Origin of the sequence: Pseudomonas sp. D4002 (assembly GCF_013385665.1) — a bacterium.
Lineage (GTDB): Bacteria > Pseudomonadota > Gammaproteobacteria > Pseudomonadales > Pseudomonadaceae > Aquipseudomonas.
This window is the reverse complement of record NZ_JACAPN010000021.1, coordinates 264,304-282,014: the sequence shown is the minus strand read 5'-3', so window position 1 is coordinate 282,014 and position 17,711 is coordinate 264,304. Positions and strand designations below refer to the sequence as shown.

The 17,711-nt window shown below is 61.0% G+C and carries 13 protein-coding genes; 6 read left to right on the top strand and 7 right to left on the bottom strand.

The window, feature by feature from the left end; translation table 11 throughout:
* Positions 1-339: 339 nt before the first annotated feature.
* Positions 340-588 (top strand): DUF6124 family protein, encoded by a 249-nt coding sequence (locus tag HX824_RS16310; RefSeq protein ID WP_003209399.1) that lies wholly within the window; start codon positions 340-342, stop codon positions 586-588.
* Here HX824_RS16310 and trxC read toward each other — a convergent pair.
* Positions 576-1,010 (bottom strand): thioredoxin TrxC, encoded by a 435-nt coding sequence (trxC, locus tag HX824_RS16305; protein WP_003209402.1) that lies wholly within the window; start codon positions 1,008-1,010, stop codon positions 576-578. The two genes, HX824_RS16310 and trxC, sit on opposite strands and share 13 nt — an antisense overlap.
* A 235-nt stretch (positions 1,011-1,245) precedes the next feature.
* Here trxC and HX824_RS16300 point away from each other — a divergent pair, with 235 nt between their 5' ends.
* The gene (locus tag HX824_RS16300) at positions 1,246-1,542 is read left to right on the top strand and encodes a type II toxin-antitoxin system HigB family toxin (RefSeq protein WP_093202502.1); all 297 of its coding nucleotides are present in this window, start codon (positions 1,246-1,248) and stop codon (positions 1,540-1,542) included.
* Positions 1,539-1,940, top strand: coding sequence for a type II toxin-antitoxin system HigA family antitoxin (locus tag HX824_RS16295; protein ID WP_008439186.1), 402 nt, complete (start codon positions 1,539-1,541; stop codon positions 1,938-1,940). Before HX824_RS16300 ends, HX824_RS16295 begins: the two co-directional genes overlap by 4 nt.
* A gap of 6 nt (positions 1,941-1,946) precedes the next feature.
* On the opposite strand, the gene selO is transcribed toward HX824_RS16295, so the two are convergent.
* The 4 genes from selO to HX824_RS16275 form a co-directional block, all read right to left on the bottom strand.
* Positions 1,947-3,410: a protein adenylyltransferase SelO gene (gene selO, locus HX824_RS16290; RefSeq protein WP_177054803.1), complete on the bottom strand. Its 1,464-nt coding sequence runs from the start codon at positions 3,408-3,410 to the stop codon at positions 1,947-1,949.
* A gap of 50 nt (positions 3,411-3,460) precedes the next feature.
* Positions 3,461-6,811, bottom strand: a complete 3,351-nt coding sequence (mscK, locus tag HX824_RS16285; RefSeq protein WP_102604294.1) for a mechanosensitive channel MscK — start codon at positions 6,809-6,811, stop codon at positions 3,461-3,463.
* 70 nt (positions 6,812-6,881) lie between these two features.
* The gene (locus HX824_RS16280; protein ID WP_008439183.1) at positions 6,882-8,624 is read right to left on the bottom strand and encodes a potassium/proton antiporter; all 1,743 of its coding nucleotides are present in this window, start codon (positions 8,622-8,624) and stop codon (positions 6,882-6,884) included.
* Between the two features lie 234 nt (positions 8,625-8,858).
* On the bottom strand, positions 8,859-10,484 hold the full coding sequence (locus HX824_RS16275) for a methyl-accepting chemotaxis protein (RefSeq protein WP_177028666.1): 1,626 nt from the start codon (positions 10,482-10,484) through the stop codon (positions 8,859-8,861).
* 277 nt (positions 10,485-10,761) lie between these two features.
* Here HX824_RS16275 and HX824_RS16270 point away from each other — a divergent pair, with 277 nt between their 5' ends.
* Complete coding sequence (locus HX824_RS16270) at positions 10,762-10,992, top strand: hypothetical protein (protein WP_010169256.1); 231 nt, start codon at positions 10,762-10,764, stop codon at positions 10,990-10,992.
* The gene (locus tag HX824_RS16265) at positions 10,989-11,282 is read left to right on the top strand and encodes a cell division protein ZapA (RefSeq protein ID WP_003209415.1); all 294 of its coding nucleotides are present in this window, start codon (positions 10,989-10,991) and stop codon (positions 11,280-11,282) included. The genes HX824_RS16270 and HX824_RS16265 overlap by 4 nt, the downstream gene beginning before the upstream one ends.
* Here HX824_RS16265 and HX824_RS16260 read toward each other — a convergent pair.
* Entirely contained in the window at positions 11,279-13,081 is a 1,803-nt protein-coding gene (locus HX824_RS16260; protein WP_177054802.1) for an acyl-CoA dehydrogenase, read from the bottom strand. The two genes, HX824_RS16265 and HX824_RS16260, sit on opposite strands and share 4 nt — an antisense overlap.
* A 227-nt stretch (positions 13,082-13,308) precedes the next feature.
* On the bottom strand, positions 13,309-17,262 hold the full coding sequence (putA, locus tag HX824_RS16255) for a trifunctional transcriptional regulator/proline dehydrogenase/L-glutamate gamma-semialdehyde dehydrogenase (RefSeq protein ID WP_008439180.1): 3,954 nt from the start codon (positions 17,260-17,262) through the stop codon (positions 13,309-13,311).
* A 29-nt stretch (positions 17,263-17,291) separates the two neighbouring features.
* Here putA and HX824_RS16250 point away from each other — a divergent pair, with 29 nt between their 5' ends.
* A complete protein-coding gene (locus HX824_RS16250; protein WP_158213528.1) occupies positions 17,292-17,582 on the top strand; it encodes a hypothetical protein in 291 nt (96 codons plus the stop codon).
* Positions 17,583-17,711 lie beyond the last annotated feature (129 nt).

Sequence of the window (17,711 nt, the reverse complement as noted above, 5' to 3'; positions counted from 1 at the left end):
CCGCTCCCACATTTGGTCTTTGTTCCTACAGGGAAATCGTCGTCTTGCGCCGTTGCCTACAGTTACGCCAGAATCCGCCGGCTTGTGCGTCTGGATGGGCGTCTCTAAGGTTGCTCGGTCGCTGAATTCTCAGTGATCGGGTTTAGTAGCCCGAGTGTTTGTCGTTAAGTGCATAAGCTTCATCTTTCAGGCGCTGAGTCTGTGCTTGATGGTAGCTGTGCGTAGGGCGTCTTCGGGCGCGCCGGCTTCGACATTTCCCGGTCTACTAACCTGCGTACAGCTGCCACCCTAATTCGTTTAGTAGCGATCAGATGGCGGCTCCAATCAGGAATGTCGACCATGTTTAAAGCTACTCCAAATCCCCCGTCGTACCTTTTTACAGTCAGCCCCGGCCAAGCCACCGAAACCCTGATCCTCAATACCTACGAAACCTTCTCCTCAGTCACCACCCTCTTGCTCGACCTTTCCGACGACCTCACCGGCAAGCAGCGCGATGTCGCGTTGGCCATTCATCAGTTGAGCGAATTGGGCGTATTGCTGATGGGGCAGGTGATGGACCGGGGCGTCCCGCTACCTCAAACGCCCTGACTGCGCAGCCAGCTCATCAACTGCGGTAACGGAAACGCACCGCTCTGACGCGCCACTTCCCGGCCATTCTTGAACAGGATCAGGCTGGGAATCGAGCGAATCCCCAACTGAGCGGATAACTGCTGATTGGCCTCGCTATCGAGCTTGGCCAATCGGCACTTCCCGGCCAACTGCCCGGCGGCCTGCTCAAACACCGGTGCAAACGACTTGCACGGCCCGCACCATTCGGCCCACACGTCCACCAGCAACGGCAGGTCGCCCTTGATCTGGCTGGCGTAATCGCCCTGTTTCAGCTCAAAGGGTTTGCTCAGCAGCACCGGTTGCTTGCAGCGCCCGCATTTAGGCGCATCGCCCAGGCGTTCATTGGGGATGCGGTTAAGACCGTTGCAGTGGGGGCAGGGAATTACTAGAGAGTCGGACATGCTGGGCTCCGTGAAAGTGGCCAATGGGTTCTATTTGGAGCCGGGAAGGGTGTTTATCAAGGTTCGACGCCAGTGACGTACGCGTTCACATTTTTGGTGGTGACTTCTATCGCGGCGTATCTAGGCTGTTGAAGGGTGCTTGGAATTGCGCCACTGGTCCGCCAAGGAATATCGCAGATTGCGATATTTTTTCGGCAAGACTAACCTTCATAGCAAGATGCGATAAGGATGTTGCATGCGAGTGATCAGCGAAAAAAGGATATGGGAAGCGAAAGAAAGATGGCCGCATTCAGCCACGGCACTGGATGAGTGGTATCGCAGAATGAAACGCAACAGTCCCGCCGACTTTGCGTCGATGAAAGGAATGTTCCCTGCAACAGACAAAGTCGGGCAGTTCCATGTGTTTGACATCGGGGGCAATAAGCTGAGGTTGATTGCCTTCGTGCATTACCAAGTACAACGAATTTATATCAAGTACCTGTTCGATCACCGTGAATATGAGCAAGGTAAATGGAAGGAGAAAATCAGATGAGCGCACTCATCAGGCAGGCTGCCGAACACTGGCAATTTGTTTCGCCATTGCTGCGCAAGCCAAGAAACGAGGCGGACTACGATACCTTGGTCAGCGCCCTCGACGAATTGCTGGACCTGATAGGCGAAGATGAATCCAGCCCGCTCATGAGCCTGGTGGATATCCTCAGTGACTGGATCGAGGCCTACGATCTCGAGCACCGGCCGATGCCCGTTGCCAGTGGCGTTGAAGTGCTACGTTCAATGATGCGAGAGCATGGCTTGACCCAAAGTGATCTCCCGGGCGTTGGTGCGCAGTCGGTTGTCTCTGAAGTACTTAGTGGCAAACGCCAACTCAACCTGCGGCAGATTCGTTGGCTGGCGGAGCGCTTTGGGGTTTCAGTGGAAACCTTTATCTAGGTCGCGCTATGAAGAACAACTAATCTCCAAATGCTTCCCCCAATCCGGCGGCCGCTGGGCGTATTGTTCCATCCCCGGCTGCTCTTCAAACGGTTTGGTCAGCACTTCATGCAGCCGGCGCACTTCGCTGTAATCCCCAAGCTCTGCCGCCTGGATGGCGTTCTGCGCCAGGTAATTGCGCAGGATATAAAGCGGATTCACCCCATGCATCCGCTCACGTCGCTGTTCTTCTGTGCCGCTGGCGTCGCGCTCCGCACGCGCCTTGTACAGATCCGCCCACTCATCAAACCCCTTGAGGTCGACAAAGTCGTCGCGCAACCGCGCCACGGCCAATGCGGCGGATTCATCCCCCAGCCGGCGGAAGAACAGGGTGTAGTCGACGCCGCTGTTCTGCATCAGTTGCAGCAGGCGCTCCACCAGTTTCTGATCGTCATCTTCGGCGGTGGTGAGGCCCAGTCGGCGGCGCATCAGGTCCAGGTAGTGGGCCTGGAACAACGGCAGATACAGCCCCAGCGTTTCCCGCAGCGCCTCGACGCTGATAAACGGCGTCAACGCCTGGGCCAGTGCGCTCAGGTTCCACTGCCCGATCGGCACCTGGTTGCTGAAGGAATAACGCCCTTCATGGTCGGAGTGGTTGCAGACGAACTGCGCGTCGAAATCGTCCAGGAACGCAAACGGCCCGAAGTCGAAGGTGATGCCGAGGATCGACATGTTGTCGGTGTTCATCACTCCATGGCAGAACCCATAGGCCTGCCACTTGGCGATCAACTCGGCATTACGCTCGACGATTTCGCGGAACATCGCCAGGTACGGCTCGGGCTGTTCCATGCATTCCGGGAAGTGCAGGGACAGCACGTGCTCCGCCAATTGCTTCTGCAATTCAGGCTTCTTGGTGTAGTAGAAATATTCGAAATGCCCAAAGCGCACGTGGCTGTGGGCCAGGCGCAGCACCATGGCGGCGCGCTCCTGTTTCTCGCGCCACACCGGCGTGGTGGAACCGATCACACACAGCGCACGACTGCTGGGAATGCCCAGCGCATGCAGTGCTTCCGACGCCAGAAACTCCCGGATCGACGAGCGCAACACCGCACGACCATCGCCCATGCGCGAGTACGGGGTTTGCCCGGCACCCTTGAGGTGCAGGTCCCAATGCTCGCCGGCCTGGTTGTACACCTCGCCCAGCAACAATCCGCGGCCATCCCCCAGTTGCGGGTTGTACGAGCCAAACTGATGCCCGGAATAGATCATCGCCCGCGGCTCGGCCTCGGCCCACAGCTTGTGCCCGCCGAACAGCTCGGCAAATACCGGTGTTTCGGCCACGGCGGGGTCGAGATCCAGCAGCGCCATGGCTGCCTCGCTCGCCACCACTAAACGCGGTTCGTCGATGGGCTCGGGCAGCACATGGGTTGAGAAGCCGTCGCCCAGGCGGGCGAAGCGGTTGTCGAAGGTCAGTTCGTCGAGGGCTTTCAACGGCCATCTCCTGAGCAGAATGTCCGACCATTCTGCTGGGGAGAGCGCGTTTAGTCGAGTTTGGCGGGCGGCGGCTCGGGCAGGTCCTGGTCCTGGGCGGGCGGCAGGATGGTCCGGTTTTCTTCTTCCACCGGCACCAGCTTGTATTCCTGGCCATGCAGGTTCTTCAGGTAAACCTCCATCTGCCGGAACGAGATGTTGATGTGGTGGTTCTTGAACTCGCGGTTGATGAAGCGGTTGACCTCATCGATCACCGGGTTGCGGTCGCCCAGGTCCCGTACATGCATGCGCAGTTCGTGATCGAGGGTGCTTTCACCGAAGTTGAGGAAGTACACGTGGGGCGCCGGGTCCTTCAACACGCGTGGGTTTTCGGCGGCGGCCTTGAGCAGCAATTCCTTCACCAGGTCCAGGTCCGAGCCGTAGTCCACGCCCAGCTTCAGGGTGACCCGGGTGATGGTGTCGGTCAGCGACCAGTTGATCAGTTGCCCGGTGATGAACGTCTTGTTCGGGACAATGATGTCCTTGCGGTCGAAGTCGGTGATGGTGGTGGCACGGATGCGGATCTTGCTCACCGTGCCCGACAGGTTGCCGATGGTGATGGTGTCGCCGATCCGTACCGGCCGCTCGAACAGGATCATGATGCCGGAGATGAAGTTGGCGAAGATTTCCTGCATCCCGAAACCCAACCCCACCGACAGCGCGGCCACCAGCCATTGCAACTTGTCCCAGCTCACGCCGAGGGTCGACAGGGTGGAGACAAACCCGACGCCGGCAATCACATAGGACAGCAAGGTGGTGGTGGCGTAGGCGCTGCCCTGGGCCAGGTCGAGCTTGGACAGCACCAACACTTCCAGCAGGCCGGGCAGGTTGCGCGCCAGGGCGAAGGTGATGCCGATGATGATCAGGGCGCCGAGCAAGTCGCCGATGCTGATGGGCACCATGCTGATATTGGCGCCGGTGCCGCTGGTGTATTCGTAGAGGGTGACGTTGTCCAGGTAGGAAAACACCGAGATCAAGTCGGACCACACCCAGTACAACGCAGCGATAAAGCCGCCCAGCAGCGCCAGGCGAATCAGTCGCATCGACTGTTCGTTGACCTGTTCGATGTCCAGGGTCGGCTCTTCGATCACTGCTTCACCATCACCGGCTTCCTTGGCGGCCTGGCGTTTGGCCAGGGCCCGCGCATAGGCCAGGCGCCGTGCCGCTACGCCCAGGCCACGTACGAAGGTGGCTTCGATCACCAGCCAGAACATCAGCAGGTACAAGGTGTTGATCAGCCGGTCGCTGAGCTTGAGGGCGGTGTAGTAGTAGCCAAAGCATACGGCGATAAACAGCGCCACCGGCAGTGCCGTAAACACCAGGCCCACGGCCTTGCGAAACAGCGAGGCTTTTTCATGAGTCGGGCTGTTGAGCAGCAGGCGCCCGAGCAGCCACGCCATCAGTGCGTAGCAGGTCAGTACCACGCCGATGCCCAGCACATCGTCGGCCAGCGCTGCCGGCTGATGCTCGGCGATGGCCACCACGGCCACCAACGCCAGTACCACGAGCCCGAGCTTGCGTACCCAGCCCTGGAGGAATTCGACCTGGGGTTTTTCCCAGCGGAAGTGCAACTCGGCGACGCCGCCGGGCGCGAGGATCCGATACGCGGTGTAGAACACCAGCCACGCCTGGGCGATCTGCAGCAGGGCGGCGCCGAGGTTGGCGTTTTGCCCACGGGCGTCGATCTGCAGCGCATAGCCGCAGAGTGCCAGGCCCAGGGCCACCGGCATCGCCAGCGCGATATTCACCAGGATCGCCACCGGCGTGTGCCACTGGCTGTCGCGTTTGAAGTGGCCGATGTCCATATGGATTTTTTTCAGCCGGGCATACAGGTAGCTGCGACGCCACAGCAGCGCGCCGATCAACAACAGCAGGGGCAGGAACAGCAGCGGGCGCTGGGTCAGGCCGTCATACAGCTCGCTGACGCTGGAGGCCCACGGCAGGGTATTGACCTGTTTGCTCAGGTGCGCCGGTACGGTTTCCAGCCATTCGGTATCCAGCGGCTTGTTGCTGGGAATCCAGAACATCTGTTCGTCGAGGGTCGCCCGCAAGGTGGTGGCGGTGCTCAGCAGTTGTTTCTGGTTCAGTTGCAGGGTGATGGATTCGTTGAGCAGTGCGCTCAGTTCCCGGCTCAAGCGTTCCAGCAGGTCGCTGCGGGTGATCGCCAGTTCCAGCAGGGTGCGCCGCAGTTGTGGCGTCACCTGGTCGGCCGGCTGGTTGGCCAGCAAGCTGTCGACGTAGGTGCTCGGGGTGCTGATCAGTTCGCGCTGTTGATTGACCTCGAACTGGTACAGGCGAATGTTGGCGATGTCATCCGCCAGGTCGCGGTCCACGGTCAGGCGCGGCAAGGCCTGCTTTTGTTTGTAGAGGATCTTGGACAGCAACAGGCTGCCCTTGAGCACGTTGATCTGCTCGTCCAGCGCCGAGTCGCTTTGGGTCACGCTGTCCAGTTGCTGCTTGGTTTGCAGGTTTTTCTGGGTCAGCTCGTTGAGCCGGTCAGTGCTTTTGAGCAGGTAGTCGGACAGTTTCAGGTTGGCCGCGCTTTCCGTGGCGAGCAGGCTGCTGCCCCCGGCCTTCTGGGCTTCGATGGACTGCTGGGTCACGGTTTCCTGGGACTGGGCCAGGCGTTTCTGGTTGATCAGGGTTTGCAGGTCCTGGATTTCCTGCTCCAGGCGCGCGGTCTTTTCCAGCACCAGGTCGTGCTGGCTGTTGCCCAGGTCTTGCAGTTGGCTGTTGCCGGCCAGTTCCTGGCGGCGCAGGGGAATCAGGGCGTTGAGTGCGGCCAACTCGGCATTCAGCTGGTTGCGCTGGTCGCCGCTGAGGGTCTTGCCGTTGTCCTTGCCTGCCTTGAGGGTCGCGTTGATCTGCTGGATACGTGTCTGGCTGCTGCTGATTTCGGTCTGGGCGCGCTCGGGTCGGGTCTGGGCCGCGATGGTCAGGCTGTTGGCGTCGGCCAGTTCCTTTTGCAGGTCGCCTTGCTGGGTGGTGCGCTGCACCAGCAGTTGTTCAAGCTGTGGCACGGGCAAGGTGGCGTAGCGCTGGGCGACGGGAATGACCTTGGTGGCCTTGAGGCGGGTCAGTTCGCGCTGGTTGTCGACGGTCTGGCGCGGCGCGTCTTCGAGCTGGCGCTTGAGGTCCACCAGGCGCTGCTGGTAGTCCTGCTGGTTGCCCAGGAAGGTGAGCGTTTGCTGCAGGATGCTTTGCAGCGCCTTCATGTCGGCGTCGGGCAGCTTGCGGTCCGGCAGCTTGTCCAGGGTTTGCTGGACGGAATCGATGCTGGGCGGGTCGGCCGCGTGTACGGTGCCGACGCAGAGAGTCAGGCCCAGCAGGGCAGTGGCGAGAAAAGTGCGCAGGGTTGTCATAGAGACCGGTCGAGCAAGGTGAAAAATAGGGGGCGTCCCGACATCGACTGGCGCGCCGTCGCCCCGCAGTTTAGAGGAAGAGTCCGGGGCCCGGGCGACTTCCTTCGGGGAATCTGACGCCGACTTTGCCGATCTTGTTCCCGTCCATGACCGCGACGGTCCAAATGGTGTTGTTCCATTCCACCTGGTCGCCGACCACGGGTGCCCCGCCGACTTTCTGGGTGATGAAACGACTCAGTGGCATGTCCGGGTCGATGCCCTCGAGCTTGAGCCCGTACAGGGCCGAAACCGCGCCCAGCTGGGCGTCGCCTTCCAGGACGAAGTCACCGAAGAAGCGCAGGTCGAGGCCCCGTTGTGGTGCCTGGCTGAACAGTTTGCCGAGGGCCGGCAAGTTGTGTTCATGGCCGATTACGCATAGCAGATCGTCGACTTCGAGCACCGTACTACCCGACGGATGGAGCAGTTGCTGGCCACGAAACAGCGCGGCGATCCGCGTGCCTTCGGGCATTTTCAGCTCCCGCAGGGCGGCGCCGATGCACCATTTTTCGGCGCCCAGGCGGTAGACGAACAGCTCCCACTCGCTGGTGACGTGCACTTCCAGGGCCGCCCGGGAAATCGGCGCCGGCTCTGGCGGTACCGTCACTTTCAACAGTTTGGCGACCCACGGCAGGCTCGTACCCTGCACCAGCAACGACACCAGCACGATAAAGAACGCCAGGTTGAAGTACAGCTGCGCGTGGGGCAGGCCGGCCATCAGCGGGAACACCGCCAGAATGATCGGTACCGCACCGCGCAGGCCGACCCAGGCGATAAAGGCTTTCTCTCGGCCATGGAAGGCCTTGAACGGCAGCAGGCCGACAATCACCGACAGCGGCCGTGCGAAGAGAATCATCCACAGCGCCAGGCCCAGGGCCGGCAGCGCGATGGGCAGCAAATCATGGGGCGTGACCAGCAGGCCCAGCACCAGGAACATGCCGATCTGTGCCAGCCAGGCCATGCCGTCGAGCATATGCAAAATGCCATGCCGGCTGCGCACCGGGCGGTTGCCGATCACCAGGCCGCACAGGTAAACGGCGAGGAAACCGCTGCCGTGCAAGGCGTTGGTCAGGGCGAACACCACCAGGCCGCCGGAAATCACCAGGATCGGGTAAAGGCCGTTGGCCAGGTTGATCCGGTTGACCATCTGCAGCATCAACCAGCCGCCGCCCAGACCGATGATGCCGCCGATGCCAAACTCGCGGATCAAGTGGCCCAGCAGGCTCCAGTGCAGGCCGGTCTGGCCGCTGGCAAGCATGTCGATCAGGGTGACGGTGAGGAACACCGCCATCGGGTCGTTGCTGCCGGATTCGATTTCCAGGCTGGCGGTGACCCGTTCGTTCAGGCCTTTGCCGCCCAGCAGCGAGAACACCGCTGCGGCGTCCGTGGAGCCGACGATGGCGCCGATCAGCAGGCCTTGAATGATGTTGAGGTTGAACAGCCAGGCGGCTGCCATGCCGGTGAGGCCGGTGGTGATCAGCACCCCGACCGTCGCCAGGGACAACGCAGGCCAGAGGGCTACACGGAAACTGGCTACCCGCGTTCGCAGTCCGCCGTCGAGCAGGATCACGGCCAGGGCGAGGTTGCCCACGAGGTAGGCAGTCGGGTAGTTGTCGAAGATGATGCCGCCGCCGTCGACGCCGGCGATCATGCCCACGGCCAGGATGATCACCAGGATCGGAATCCCCAGGCGGGACGAAAGAGAACTCACCAGAATGCTCGCACCTACCAGCAACGCGCCGATCAAGAACAGGCTGTTGATGGTCGTCGCATTCAAAGGCAGTACTCCATGAGCAGGAAAGACGAGGCGCAAACTGACCATGCAGTCTGCGTGCCAGCGATTCTAACCTGTTGAATTGCTGTGCTGTCAAAAAGGTTTTGAATGGCTGGCGCATATTCAATGTGGGAGCGGGCTTGCTCGCGAAAGCGGTGTGTCAGTCGCGTTATGCGTAGCTGATCCACCGCATTCGCGAGCAAGCCCGCTCCCACATTTTTAGCCCTGCGGTATCCGTTAAAGCCTGAACCGCCCCACCATCCCGTTCAAATCCACCGCCAACCGCGACAGCTCACTGCTCGCCGCACTGGTCTGGCTGGCGCCGGTCGCCGACTGCACCGACAAGTCACGAATATTCACCAGGTTACGATCCACTTCCCGCGCCACCTGCGCCTGCTCTTCAGCGGCACTGGCGATCACCAGGTTGCGCTCGTTGATTTCAACGATGGCAGTGTTGATGGTGTCCAGCGACATCCCCGCACCCTTGGCGATGTTCAACGTCGATTCCGCCCGCTCGGTGCTGTTGCGCATCGAATCCACTGCATGCTCGGTACCGGCCTGAATGCTGCCGATCATCCGCTCGATTTCGCTGGTGGACTGTTGGGTGCGATGGGCCAGGGCCCGCACCTCATCCGCCACCACCGCAAAACCACGCCCGGCTTCACCGGCCCGCGCCGCTTCAATCGCGGCGTTCAGGGCCAGCAGGTTGGTCTGGTCAGCCAAGCCACGAATCACGTCCAGCACCTTGCCGATGTCCCGGGACTCTTCCGCCAGGTTGCCGATCAAGGTGGCAGTGGCTTGCACGTCGCTGCTCATGCGTTCAATGGCGCTGACGGTTTCCTGCACCAAATCACGTCCATCGCCCGCAGACGACGTGGCGTTCTTCGAGGCTTCGGAAGTGCTGACCGCGTTGCGGGCCACTTCTTCAACCGCGCTGGTCATCTCGTTCACCGCCGTGGCGGCCTGTTCGATTTCGTTGTTTTGCTGGGTCAGGCCACGGGCGCTTTCGTCGGTCACGGCATTCAGCTCTTCCGCGGCGGAGGCCAATTGGGTGGCCGAGCCGGAAATGCGCTGCAAGGTGTCCTTCAATTTGTCCTGCATCTTGGCCATTGCCAACAGTAGTCGGCCGGCTTCGTCGTTGCCTTCCACCTTGATCGGGCGCGTCAGGTTGCCTTCGGCGATTTCCTCGGCGGCATCCAGGGCCTGGGCGATCGGCTGGGTAATGCTGCGGGTCAGCAGCCAGGCGAACAGCATGGTCAATGCAGTGGCCAGGATCAGCAGGATCACCACCAGCTCAAACGCCATGTCGTACTGGTCGGCGGCTTGCTGGTTGGTGGCCAGCGCCATCTTGTTGTTGATGTCCAGCAGGCGGTTCAGTACGGCGTTGACCTGATCCGAGTTGTTCAGCAGCTCGGTATTCAGCAGCGTGCGCAGCTCTTCCACCTGATTGGCCCGTGACAGGCTCTTCATGCGCTCTTCAATCTGATGGTACTGGGCCAGCAGACGCACGTATTCGTCGTAGGCAGCACGTTCTTCGCTGCTGTCGATCAACTTCTCGTAGACCGCCTGGGCCGTACGAATCTGCTGATTGCGCACGTCAAAAGACTCAAGGGTCTTTTGCTGGACGTCAGGCTCGCGGTTGGTCAGCAGGCGATACGACAGCACCCGCAGGCGCAGGGTCAGTTGAGTGAACTCGTCCAGGGCGCGAATGCTCGGCACGCTGCTAAGGGTGATGTCTTCCGTCGCCGCACGGATCTTGCTCATCTGGTTCAGGGCGAACACACCGAGAAACAACATCAGCGCGCCAATCAACGCGAAGCCGAGAAAGGCCCGCGGCGCGATATTCATATTACGAAGAGACATGTTGTGATCCTGGGGAGAAGCGCGATCCATGCGGGGTTTGAGCGGGGTGTCCATGACCTATCGGTCATACGACTAAAGTCTTGAGGGGGTGCGCGCTTTTGTCGCAGATCGGGGCGGGCCGACGGGATTCAGGAACCAGATGCCATAAATGCAGTCACTAAGGCTCGAAAGCGTGGCCTGCCCTGTAAAATCAAGGCCCCGCGCCAGGGATAACCCTGGCATCCGAGGTGAATTTTCTTTATCGTCACCGCCCTTTGAAAAAGCCCGAGAAATCAAAATGTTAGAAGCATCCCTCAGCCAATTGGAACAACTGGTCAGCGACCTGGTACAGCAGAACCAGGATCTACTGGGCACCAACGAATCCCTCAAGGCCGAACTGGCTCGCGCCAAGGATGAAAACGACAGCTTGCAGCTGAACCTGATGGAACAGGAAGAAAAGCAGGGCGCCACCGCTGCCCGTATCCAGGCGTTGGTTGAGCGTGTGAGCGCAGGTCCTGTCGGCGCATGAATGAAGGGATAAAGGTCGTTTCGATTCTCGGTGAGGATTACTCGATCAAGGCACCGGAAGGGGAAGACAACACCCTGATGAGCGCCGTGACGATGCTCAAGGCATCCCTGGCCACCACCAAGAAAAAGTACCCGACGCTGATCGGTGACAAGCTATTGGTGCTGGCGGCGCTGAACCTGTGCGCCGAGCAGATCGAAATGCAAAAGCACCACCAGCAGGAACTCGACCGTTACCAAGAGCAAGTCAGCGCCACGGTCGAGGTGATTTCCAAGGCAATCGGAACGCCTTAGAACCACTCATCCTGCATCCCCAGGCACGTGTCATCGCGTGCCTCGAGAATCGCCAGTTCATGATGGCAGCCCGGTATTTCCCACGTCAGGAAGTACCGGGCGGCCTGGAGCTTGCCCTTATAGAAGGCGACATCGGCAGCATTGCCCTTGGCCAGCCCTTCCTCGGCGCGAATCGCCTGTTCCAGCCAGCGCCAGCCAATCACCGTATGCCCGAACACTTTCAGGTACAGCGCCGAATTCGCCAGGCTGCTGTTGACCTTGCCTTGGGCGAGATCCGTCAACAGGCCGAGGGTGACCTCTTGCAGGCGTGCCACCAGTTGTTCCAGCGGTTCCCGCAAGGCATTCAGCGACGGATACTCCTGTGCCCGTGCGCCGGTCTCGGCGATCAGGCGGATCAGTTGCTTCAAGCCCGCACCGCCGTTCTGCGCCAGTTTGCGCCCGAGCAAGTCCAGCGACTGAATGCCGTGGGTGCCTTCATGGATCGGGTTCAGGCGGTTGTCGCGGTAGTACTGCTCCACCGGGTATTCGCGGGTGTAGCCGTGGCCGCCGAGGATCTGGATCGCCAGTTCGTTGGCTTTAAGGCAAAACTCCGACGGCCAGGATTTGACGATCGGCGTCAGCAGGTCCAGCAGTTCGTGGGCCTGTTTGCGCTCGGCTTCGTTGGGCAGAGTAGTGGTGTCATCGAACAACCGTGCGGCGTACAAGCCAAGGTCGAAGGCGCCTTCCACGTAGGCTTTTTGGGTCAACAGCATGCGTTTGATATCGGCGTGCTGGATGATCGACACCGGCGCGGTGTTGGGATCCTTGCTGTCGGGCAAGCGGCCTTGGGGACGTTCACGGGCATATTCCAGGGAATACAGGTAGCCGGCGTAACCCAGCATCACCGCGCCCATGCCCACGCCGATCCGCGCTTCGTTCATCATCTGGAACATGCAACTCAGGCCCTGATGCGGCTGGCCCACCAGGTAGCCGACGCACTCGCCGTTATCGCCGAAATTCAACGCGGTCGAGGTGGTGCCACGCCAGCCCATCTTGTGAAACAGCCCGGCCAGCAGCACATCGTTGCGCTTGCCCAGGCTGCCGTCCTCGTTGACCAGGAACTTGGGCACGATAAACAGCGAAATGCCCTTCACCCCGGCAGGTGCGTCCGGCAGCTTGGCCAGCACCATGTGCACGATGTTCTCCGATAGCGGGTGATCGCCGCCGGAGATGAAGATCTTGTTGCCCTTGAGGCGATAGCTGCCATCAGCCGCCGGCTCTGCGCGGGTACGAATATCCGACAGCGATGAGCCCGCATGGGGCTCGGTCAAGGCCATGGTGCCGAAGAAGCGGCCTTCGATCATTGGTTGCAGGAAGCGTTGTTTCTGCTCCTCGGTGCCGAAGCTCTCGATCAGGTTGGCGGCGCCCATGGTCAGAAACGGGTACGACGTGGAAGCCGCGTTGGCTGACTGGAAGTGTGCGAAACACGCCTGGGACAGCAGGGTTGGCAATTGCATGCCGCCAGCGTCGAAGCTGCGGGCGGCGTTGAGAAAGCCGGCTTCAAGAAAGGCCTCCACCGCCGGTTTCACTTCAGGAATCAGAATCGCCTGACCGTTCTCGTAGCGGGGTTCGTTCTCGTCGCCCTTTCGGTTATGCGGGGCGAAGAACTTCTCGGCAATGCTGCGGGCGGTGCCGATGGCGGCGTCGAAGGTTTCACGGTTGTGTTCGGCAAACCGCTCGCGCTGGGTCAGGCCCTCGGCATCGAGGACTTCATACAGCTCGAAAGCCAGATTGCGGGAACTGAGCAGCGTCTCGGACATGGCGGCTTACCTGTGTGGGAATGGGCCTGAGTCTAAGTGCGCAAATAGAGGCTGGATAGCAAGATTGATCTGGGTGATGGAGGGGCAAAACGCGGCTCGAAGGTGGAACGCGGTCAATGTGGGAGCGGGCTTGCTCGCGAATGCGGTGGATCAGTCAGTACCTCCGGTGACTGACACTCCGCATTCGCGAGCAAGCCCGCTCCCACAGTTTTACCGCGTTTCTTCAGTTAGCCGATGGTCATCAGGCTGGCGTTGCCGCCCGCAGCAGCAGTGTTGACGCTCAACGCCCGCTCGATCACCAGGCGCTCCAGGGCAATCCCGGTTTCGCCCGAAGACAAACCGTGAACCCCGACAATCGCCCCGCCACGCTTGGCCACTTGCTGGCAAACCCCGCGCAGTTGGTCGGAATCACCGTGATGCAGCACGGCATCAAACACGGTTTCATCCTTGGTCCAGTCAGCCACCCGCGTGATCTTCGCCTGAATATCCTTCGGCAAGCGTGCGAACACGGCCTTGGTCAATTCAGTTTCCGGCCATACCGCCGAGCCGCCGACTGCCAGCACGGCCGCCAGTTGCGTCAGCAGGTCGCCTTCCACTTCCGCCAGGCACAACACGTGCTCGCGGGGCAGGATGGCGTAGCTGTTGCGCTCGCCGGTCGGGCCGGCCAGTTGGCGGGTGATACCGCTTTGGGATTGCGCGGCGAACTGCACGCACAGGGCGCTCAAGTCGCTGAGCTTGCTGCTGTCGGCCCAGGCTTTCAGGGCGGTCAGCGGCTTGCTCATGGCATCCCGCAGGCGAACATCCGGTGCGGCCAGTGCATCACCACGGACGAAGGATTGCTCGATGGCGTCCGTAGGACGGGTCGACAGCAAACGGTACAGATACAGCGGGCCGCCAGCTTTCGGGCCAGTGCCCGACAAGCCTTCGCCACCGAACGGCTGCACACCGACCACGGCACCCACGATGTTGCGGTTAACGTAGACGTTACCGGCATGGACGTTGTCGATCACCTTGGCGATGGTCTCGTCGATGCGGGTGTGCACGCCCAGGGTCAGGCCATAGCCGGAGGCATTGATCTGGCCGATAAGCTGGTCGATCTCTTTGCGCTTGTAGCGCACCACGTGCAGCACCGGGCCGAAGATCTCCCGTTGCAGTTCGTCGAAGCTTTCCAGTTCGATCAGGGTTGGCATCACGAAGGTACCGCGCTTGATCTCTTCGCTATCGGCAATCGCGACCTGGTAAACGTTGCGGCCTTTGTCGCGCATGGCCTGGATATGTTTCTCGATGCCAGCCTTGGCTTCGGCGTCGATCACCGGGCCGATATCCACCGACAGGCGCTCCGGGTTGCCGAGGCGGCATTCAGCCATGGCACCTTTAAGCATTTCGATGACGCGGTCAGCGGAATCTTCCTGCAAGCACAGTACGCGCAGGGCCGAGCAACGTTGGCCGGCACTGTCGAAGGCCGACGACACTACGTCGATCACCACTTGTTCGGTGAGTGCTGAGGAGTCGACGATCATTGCGTTCTGGCCACCGGTTTCGGCGATCAGCGGAATCGGACGACCCTGTGCATCCAGACGGCCGGCGACACTGCGTTGCAGCAAGCGCGCAACCTCGGTGGAACCGGTGAACATCACGCCCTTGACGCGATCATCACCCACCAGGCGCGCACCGACGGTTTCGCCCTGGCCCGGCAGCAGTTGCAGCACGCCTTCCGGAATCCCGGCTTCCAGCAGCAGGCGCACGGCTTGTGCGGCCACCAGCGGTGTTTGCTCGGCAGGCTTGGCCAGTACCGGGTTGCCGGCGGCCAGTGCAGCGGCGACCTGGCCACTGAAGATCGCCAGCGGGAAGTTCCACGGGCTGATGCACACCACCGGACCCAGCGGGCGGTGAGCGTCGTTGGTGAAATCGTTGCGAGCCTGCACCGCGTAGTAACGCAGGAAGTCCACGGCTTCACGCACTTCGGCGATGGCGTTGGCGAAGGTCTTGCCGGCTTCGCGGGCCAGCAGGCCCATCAGCGGCTGGATCTCGCCTTCCATCAAATCGGCGGCACGTTCCAGGATCGCGGCGCGTTCGGCGGGCGGGGTGGCCTGCCAGATTGGCGCAGCGTTCAGGGCGCACTGGATGGCGTTGTCGACGTCTTCGACAGTTGCTTCCTGTACGTGGCCAACCACGTCACGCAGATCCGACGGGTTCAACACCGGTGCAGCCGCTTCATTGCTGGAAGCGCAACCGAGCATCGGCGCGGATTTCCAGTTGTTATGCGCGGTAGCCAGCAAGGCGCAGGACAGCGACGCCAGGCGGTGTTCGTTGGCCAGGTCGATACCGGCGGAGTTGGCGCGCTCGGCACCATACAGGTCGCGGGGCAGAGGGATACGCGGGTGCGGCAGGCCGAAGCCGCCTTCCAGCGTCGCCATCTGCTCGATGCTGGCCACTGGATCGGCCACCAGCTCCTGGATCGAGATGGATTGGTCGGCAATACGGTTGACGAACGAGGTGTTGGCGCCGTTTTCCAGCAAGCGACGCACCAGGTAAGCCAGCAGTGTTTCGTGGGTGCCGACGGGTGCGTACACGCGGCACGGACGGTTCAGCTTGCCTTCGGAGACCTTGCCTACAACCTGCTCGTACAGAGGCTCGCCCATGCCGTGCAGGCATTGGAACTCGTACTGGCCGGGGTAATAGTTCTGACCGGCGATGTGGTAGATCGCCGACAGGGTGTGGGCGTTGTGGGTAGCGAACTGCGGGTAGATAACTTCCGGTACCGAAAGCAGTTTGCGTGCGCAGGCAATGTAGGAAACGTCGGTGTACACCTTGCGGGTGTACACCGGATAGCCTTCCAGGCCTTCGACCTGGGCGCGCTTGATTTCGCTGTCCCAGTACGCGCCTTTTACCAGGCGGATCATCAGGCGGTGGCGGCTGCGGCGCGCCAGGTCGATCACGTAGTCGATCACATACGGGCACCGCTTCTGGTAAGCCTGGATCACGAAACCGATGCCGTTCCAGCCGGTCAGTTGCGGCTCGAAGCACAGGCGTTCCAGCAGGTCGAGGGACAGCTCCAGGCGGTCGGCTTCTTCGGCGTCGATGTTCAGGCCGATGTCGTACTGCTTGGCCAGCAGGGTCAGCGACAGCAGGCGCGGGTACAACTCGTCCATCACCCGCTCGTACTGCGCACGGCTGTAACGCGGGTGCAGGGCCGAGAGCTTGATGGAAATGCCCGGGCCTTCATAAATCCCGCGACCGTGGGACGCCTTGCCGATCGAGTGGATGGCTTGTTCGTACGAGGCCAGGTACTTCTGGGCGTCATGTTCGGTGAGTGCGGCTTCACCGAGCATGTCGTAGGAATAGCGGAAGCCCTTGGCTTCGAACTTGCTCGCATTGGCCAGGGCTTCGGCGATGGTTTCGCCGGTGACGAACTGCTCGCCCATCAGGCGCATGGCCATGTCGACGCCCTTGCGGATCATCGGCTCGCCGCTCTTGCCGATGATGCGGCTCAGGGACGAGGTCAGGCCGGCTTCGTTGTGGGTGGCGACCAGTTTGCCGGTCAGCAACAGGCCCCAGGTGGCGGCGTTGACGAACAGCGACGGGCTGTTGCCCAGGTGCGGGTGCCAGTTGCCGGTGCTGATCTTGTCGCGGATCAGTGCGTCGCGGGTGCCCTTGTCCGGGATGCGCAGCAGCGCTTCGGCGAGGCACATCAGCGCTACGCCTTCCTGGGACGACAGGGAAAATTCTTGCAGCAGGCCCTGGACGATGCCTGCACGGCCGCCGGCGCTTTTCTGATTGCGCAGTTTCTCGGCGATCGAAGAGGCGAGCTTGTTGGTGGCCTCGGCCATTGCCGCGGGCAAGCGAGCCTGCTCGATCAGCATCGGCACCACTTCCGGCTCCGGGCGACGGTAGGCGGCGGTGATCGAGGCGCGCAGTACGGATTGCGGCAGGATGCTTTCGGCAAATTCCAGGAAGCACTGGTGGGCGTGGTCGGTCTGGACCTCGCCGGCTTCTTCCGCGTCCTTGCTGCCCAGGCCGTTGAGCTCGGCCAGGGTTGCACCACCCTCGAGTTTCTCCAGGTAATTGAAAATCGCCTGCTTGATCAGCCAGTGCGGCGTGCGATCAATGGAGGTCGCGGCCGCCTTCAGGCGCTCGCGGGTCGGGTCGTCAAGTTTGACCCCAAGGGTGGTCGTAGCCATCTTTTTATCCTCATGGGTGCCACTACTGCGTGGCATCAGCTGGCGGCAAGATTAGCTTTGCGCCGAGAGAGGTGCAACCGGGTGCAACCCTTTTTATCCATGAAATTTTTGATGCTGATCGGGAAAAATTATCGCCGCAGCCGAATCGGCTGCGCCTTGGTGCATTTGCTTCTGACTTTGGCTGCTCTTGCTCCGAAAAGGAGCAAAAACACGGTGTTTTTCGCAAAATACATCAAGGTGCAACTTATTCTCAAGAAACTGGTTGCACCTTATTTGCTTTGTTGAATAGCATTCGCGCCCAAGGTGCAACCTCTTACTGACGGTTCATCGGCTGATGGCTTTCCTGGGGAAACGTCAGTCATAAATGCGCGGCGCCAGGCTTCGTCTATCCACTAGCAAAGTGGATGGCCGTCCGGACAGACCGCCGCTACATAAAAACAAAGCCAGGG

Coding starts and splice junctions, on each gene's coding strand:
- putA (WP_008439180.1), bottom strand. CDS start 17,262: ATGGCTACGACCACCCTTGGGGTCAAACTTGACGACCCGACCCGCGAG.
- mscK (WP_102604294.1), bottom strand. CDS start 6,811: ATGACAACCCTGCGCACTTTTCTCGCCACTGCCCTGCTGGGCCTGACT.
- HX824_RS16265 (WP_003209415.1), top strand. CDS start 10,989: ATGAATGAAGGGATAAAGGTCGTTTCGATTCTCGGTGAGGATTACTCG.
- trxC (WP_003209402.1), bottom strand. CDS start 1,010: ATGTCCGACTCTCTAGTAATTCCCTGCCCCCACTGCAACGGTCTTAAC.
- HX824_RS16310 (WP_003209399.1), top strand. CDS start 340: ATGTTTAAAGCTACTCCAAATCCCCCGTCGTACCTTTTTACAGTCAGC.
- HX824_RS16260 (WP_177054802.1), bottom strand. CDS start 13,081: ATGTCCGAGACGCTGCTCAGTTCCCGCAATCTGGCTTTCGAGCTGTAT.
- HX824_RS16300 (WP_093202502.1), top strand. CDS start 1,246: ATGCGAGTGATCAGCGAAAAAAGGATATGGGAAGCGAAAGAAAGATGG.
- HX824_RS16270 (WP_010169256.1), top strand. CDS start 10,762: ATGTTAGAAGCATCCCTCAGCCAATTGGAACAACTGGTCAGCGACCTG.
- HX824_RS16295 (WP_008439186.1), top strand. CDS start 1,539: ATGAGCGCACTCATCAGGCAGGCTGCCGAACACTGGCAATTTGTTTCG.
- HX824_RS16275 (WP_177028666.1), bottom strand. CDS start 10,484: ATGTCTCTTCGTAATATGAATATCGCGCCGCGGGCCTTTCTCGGCTTC.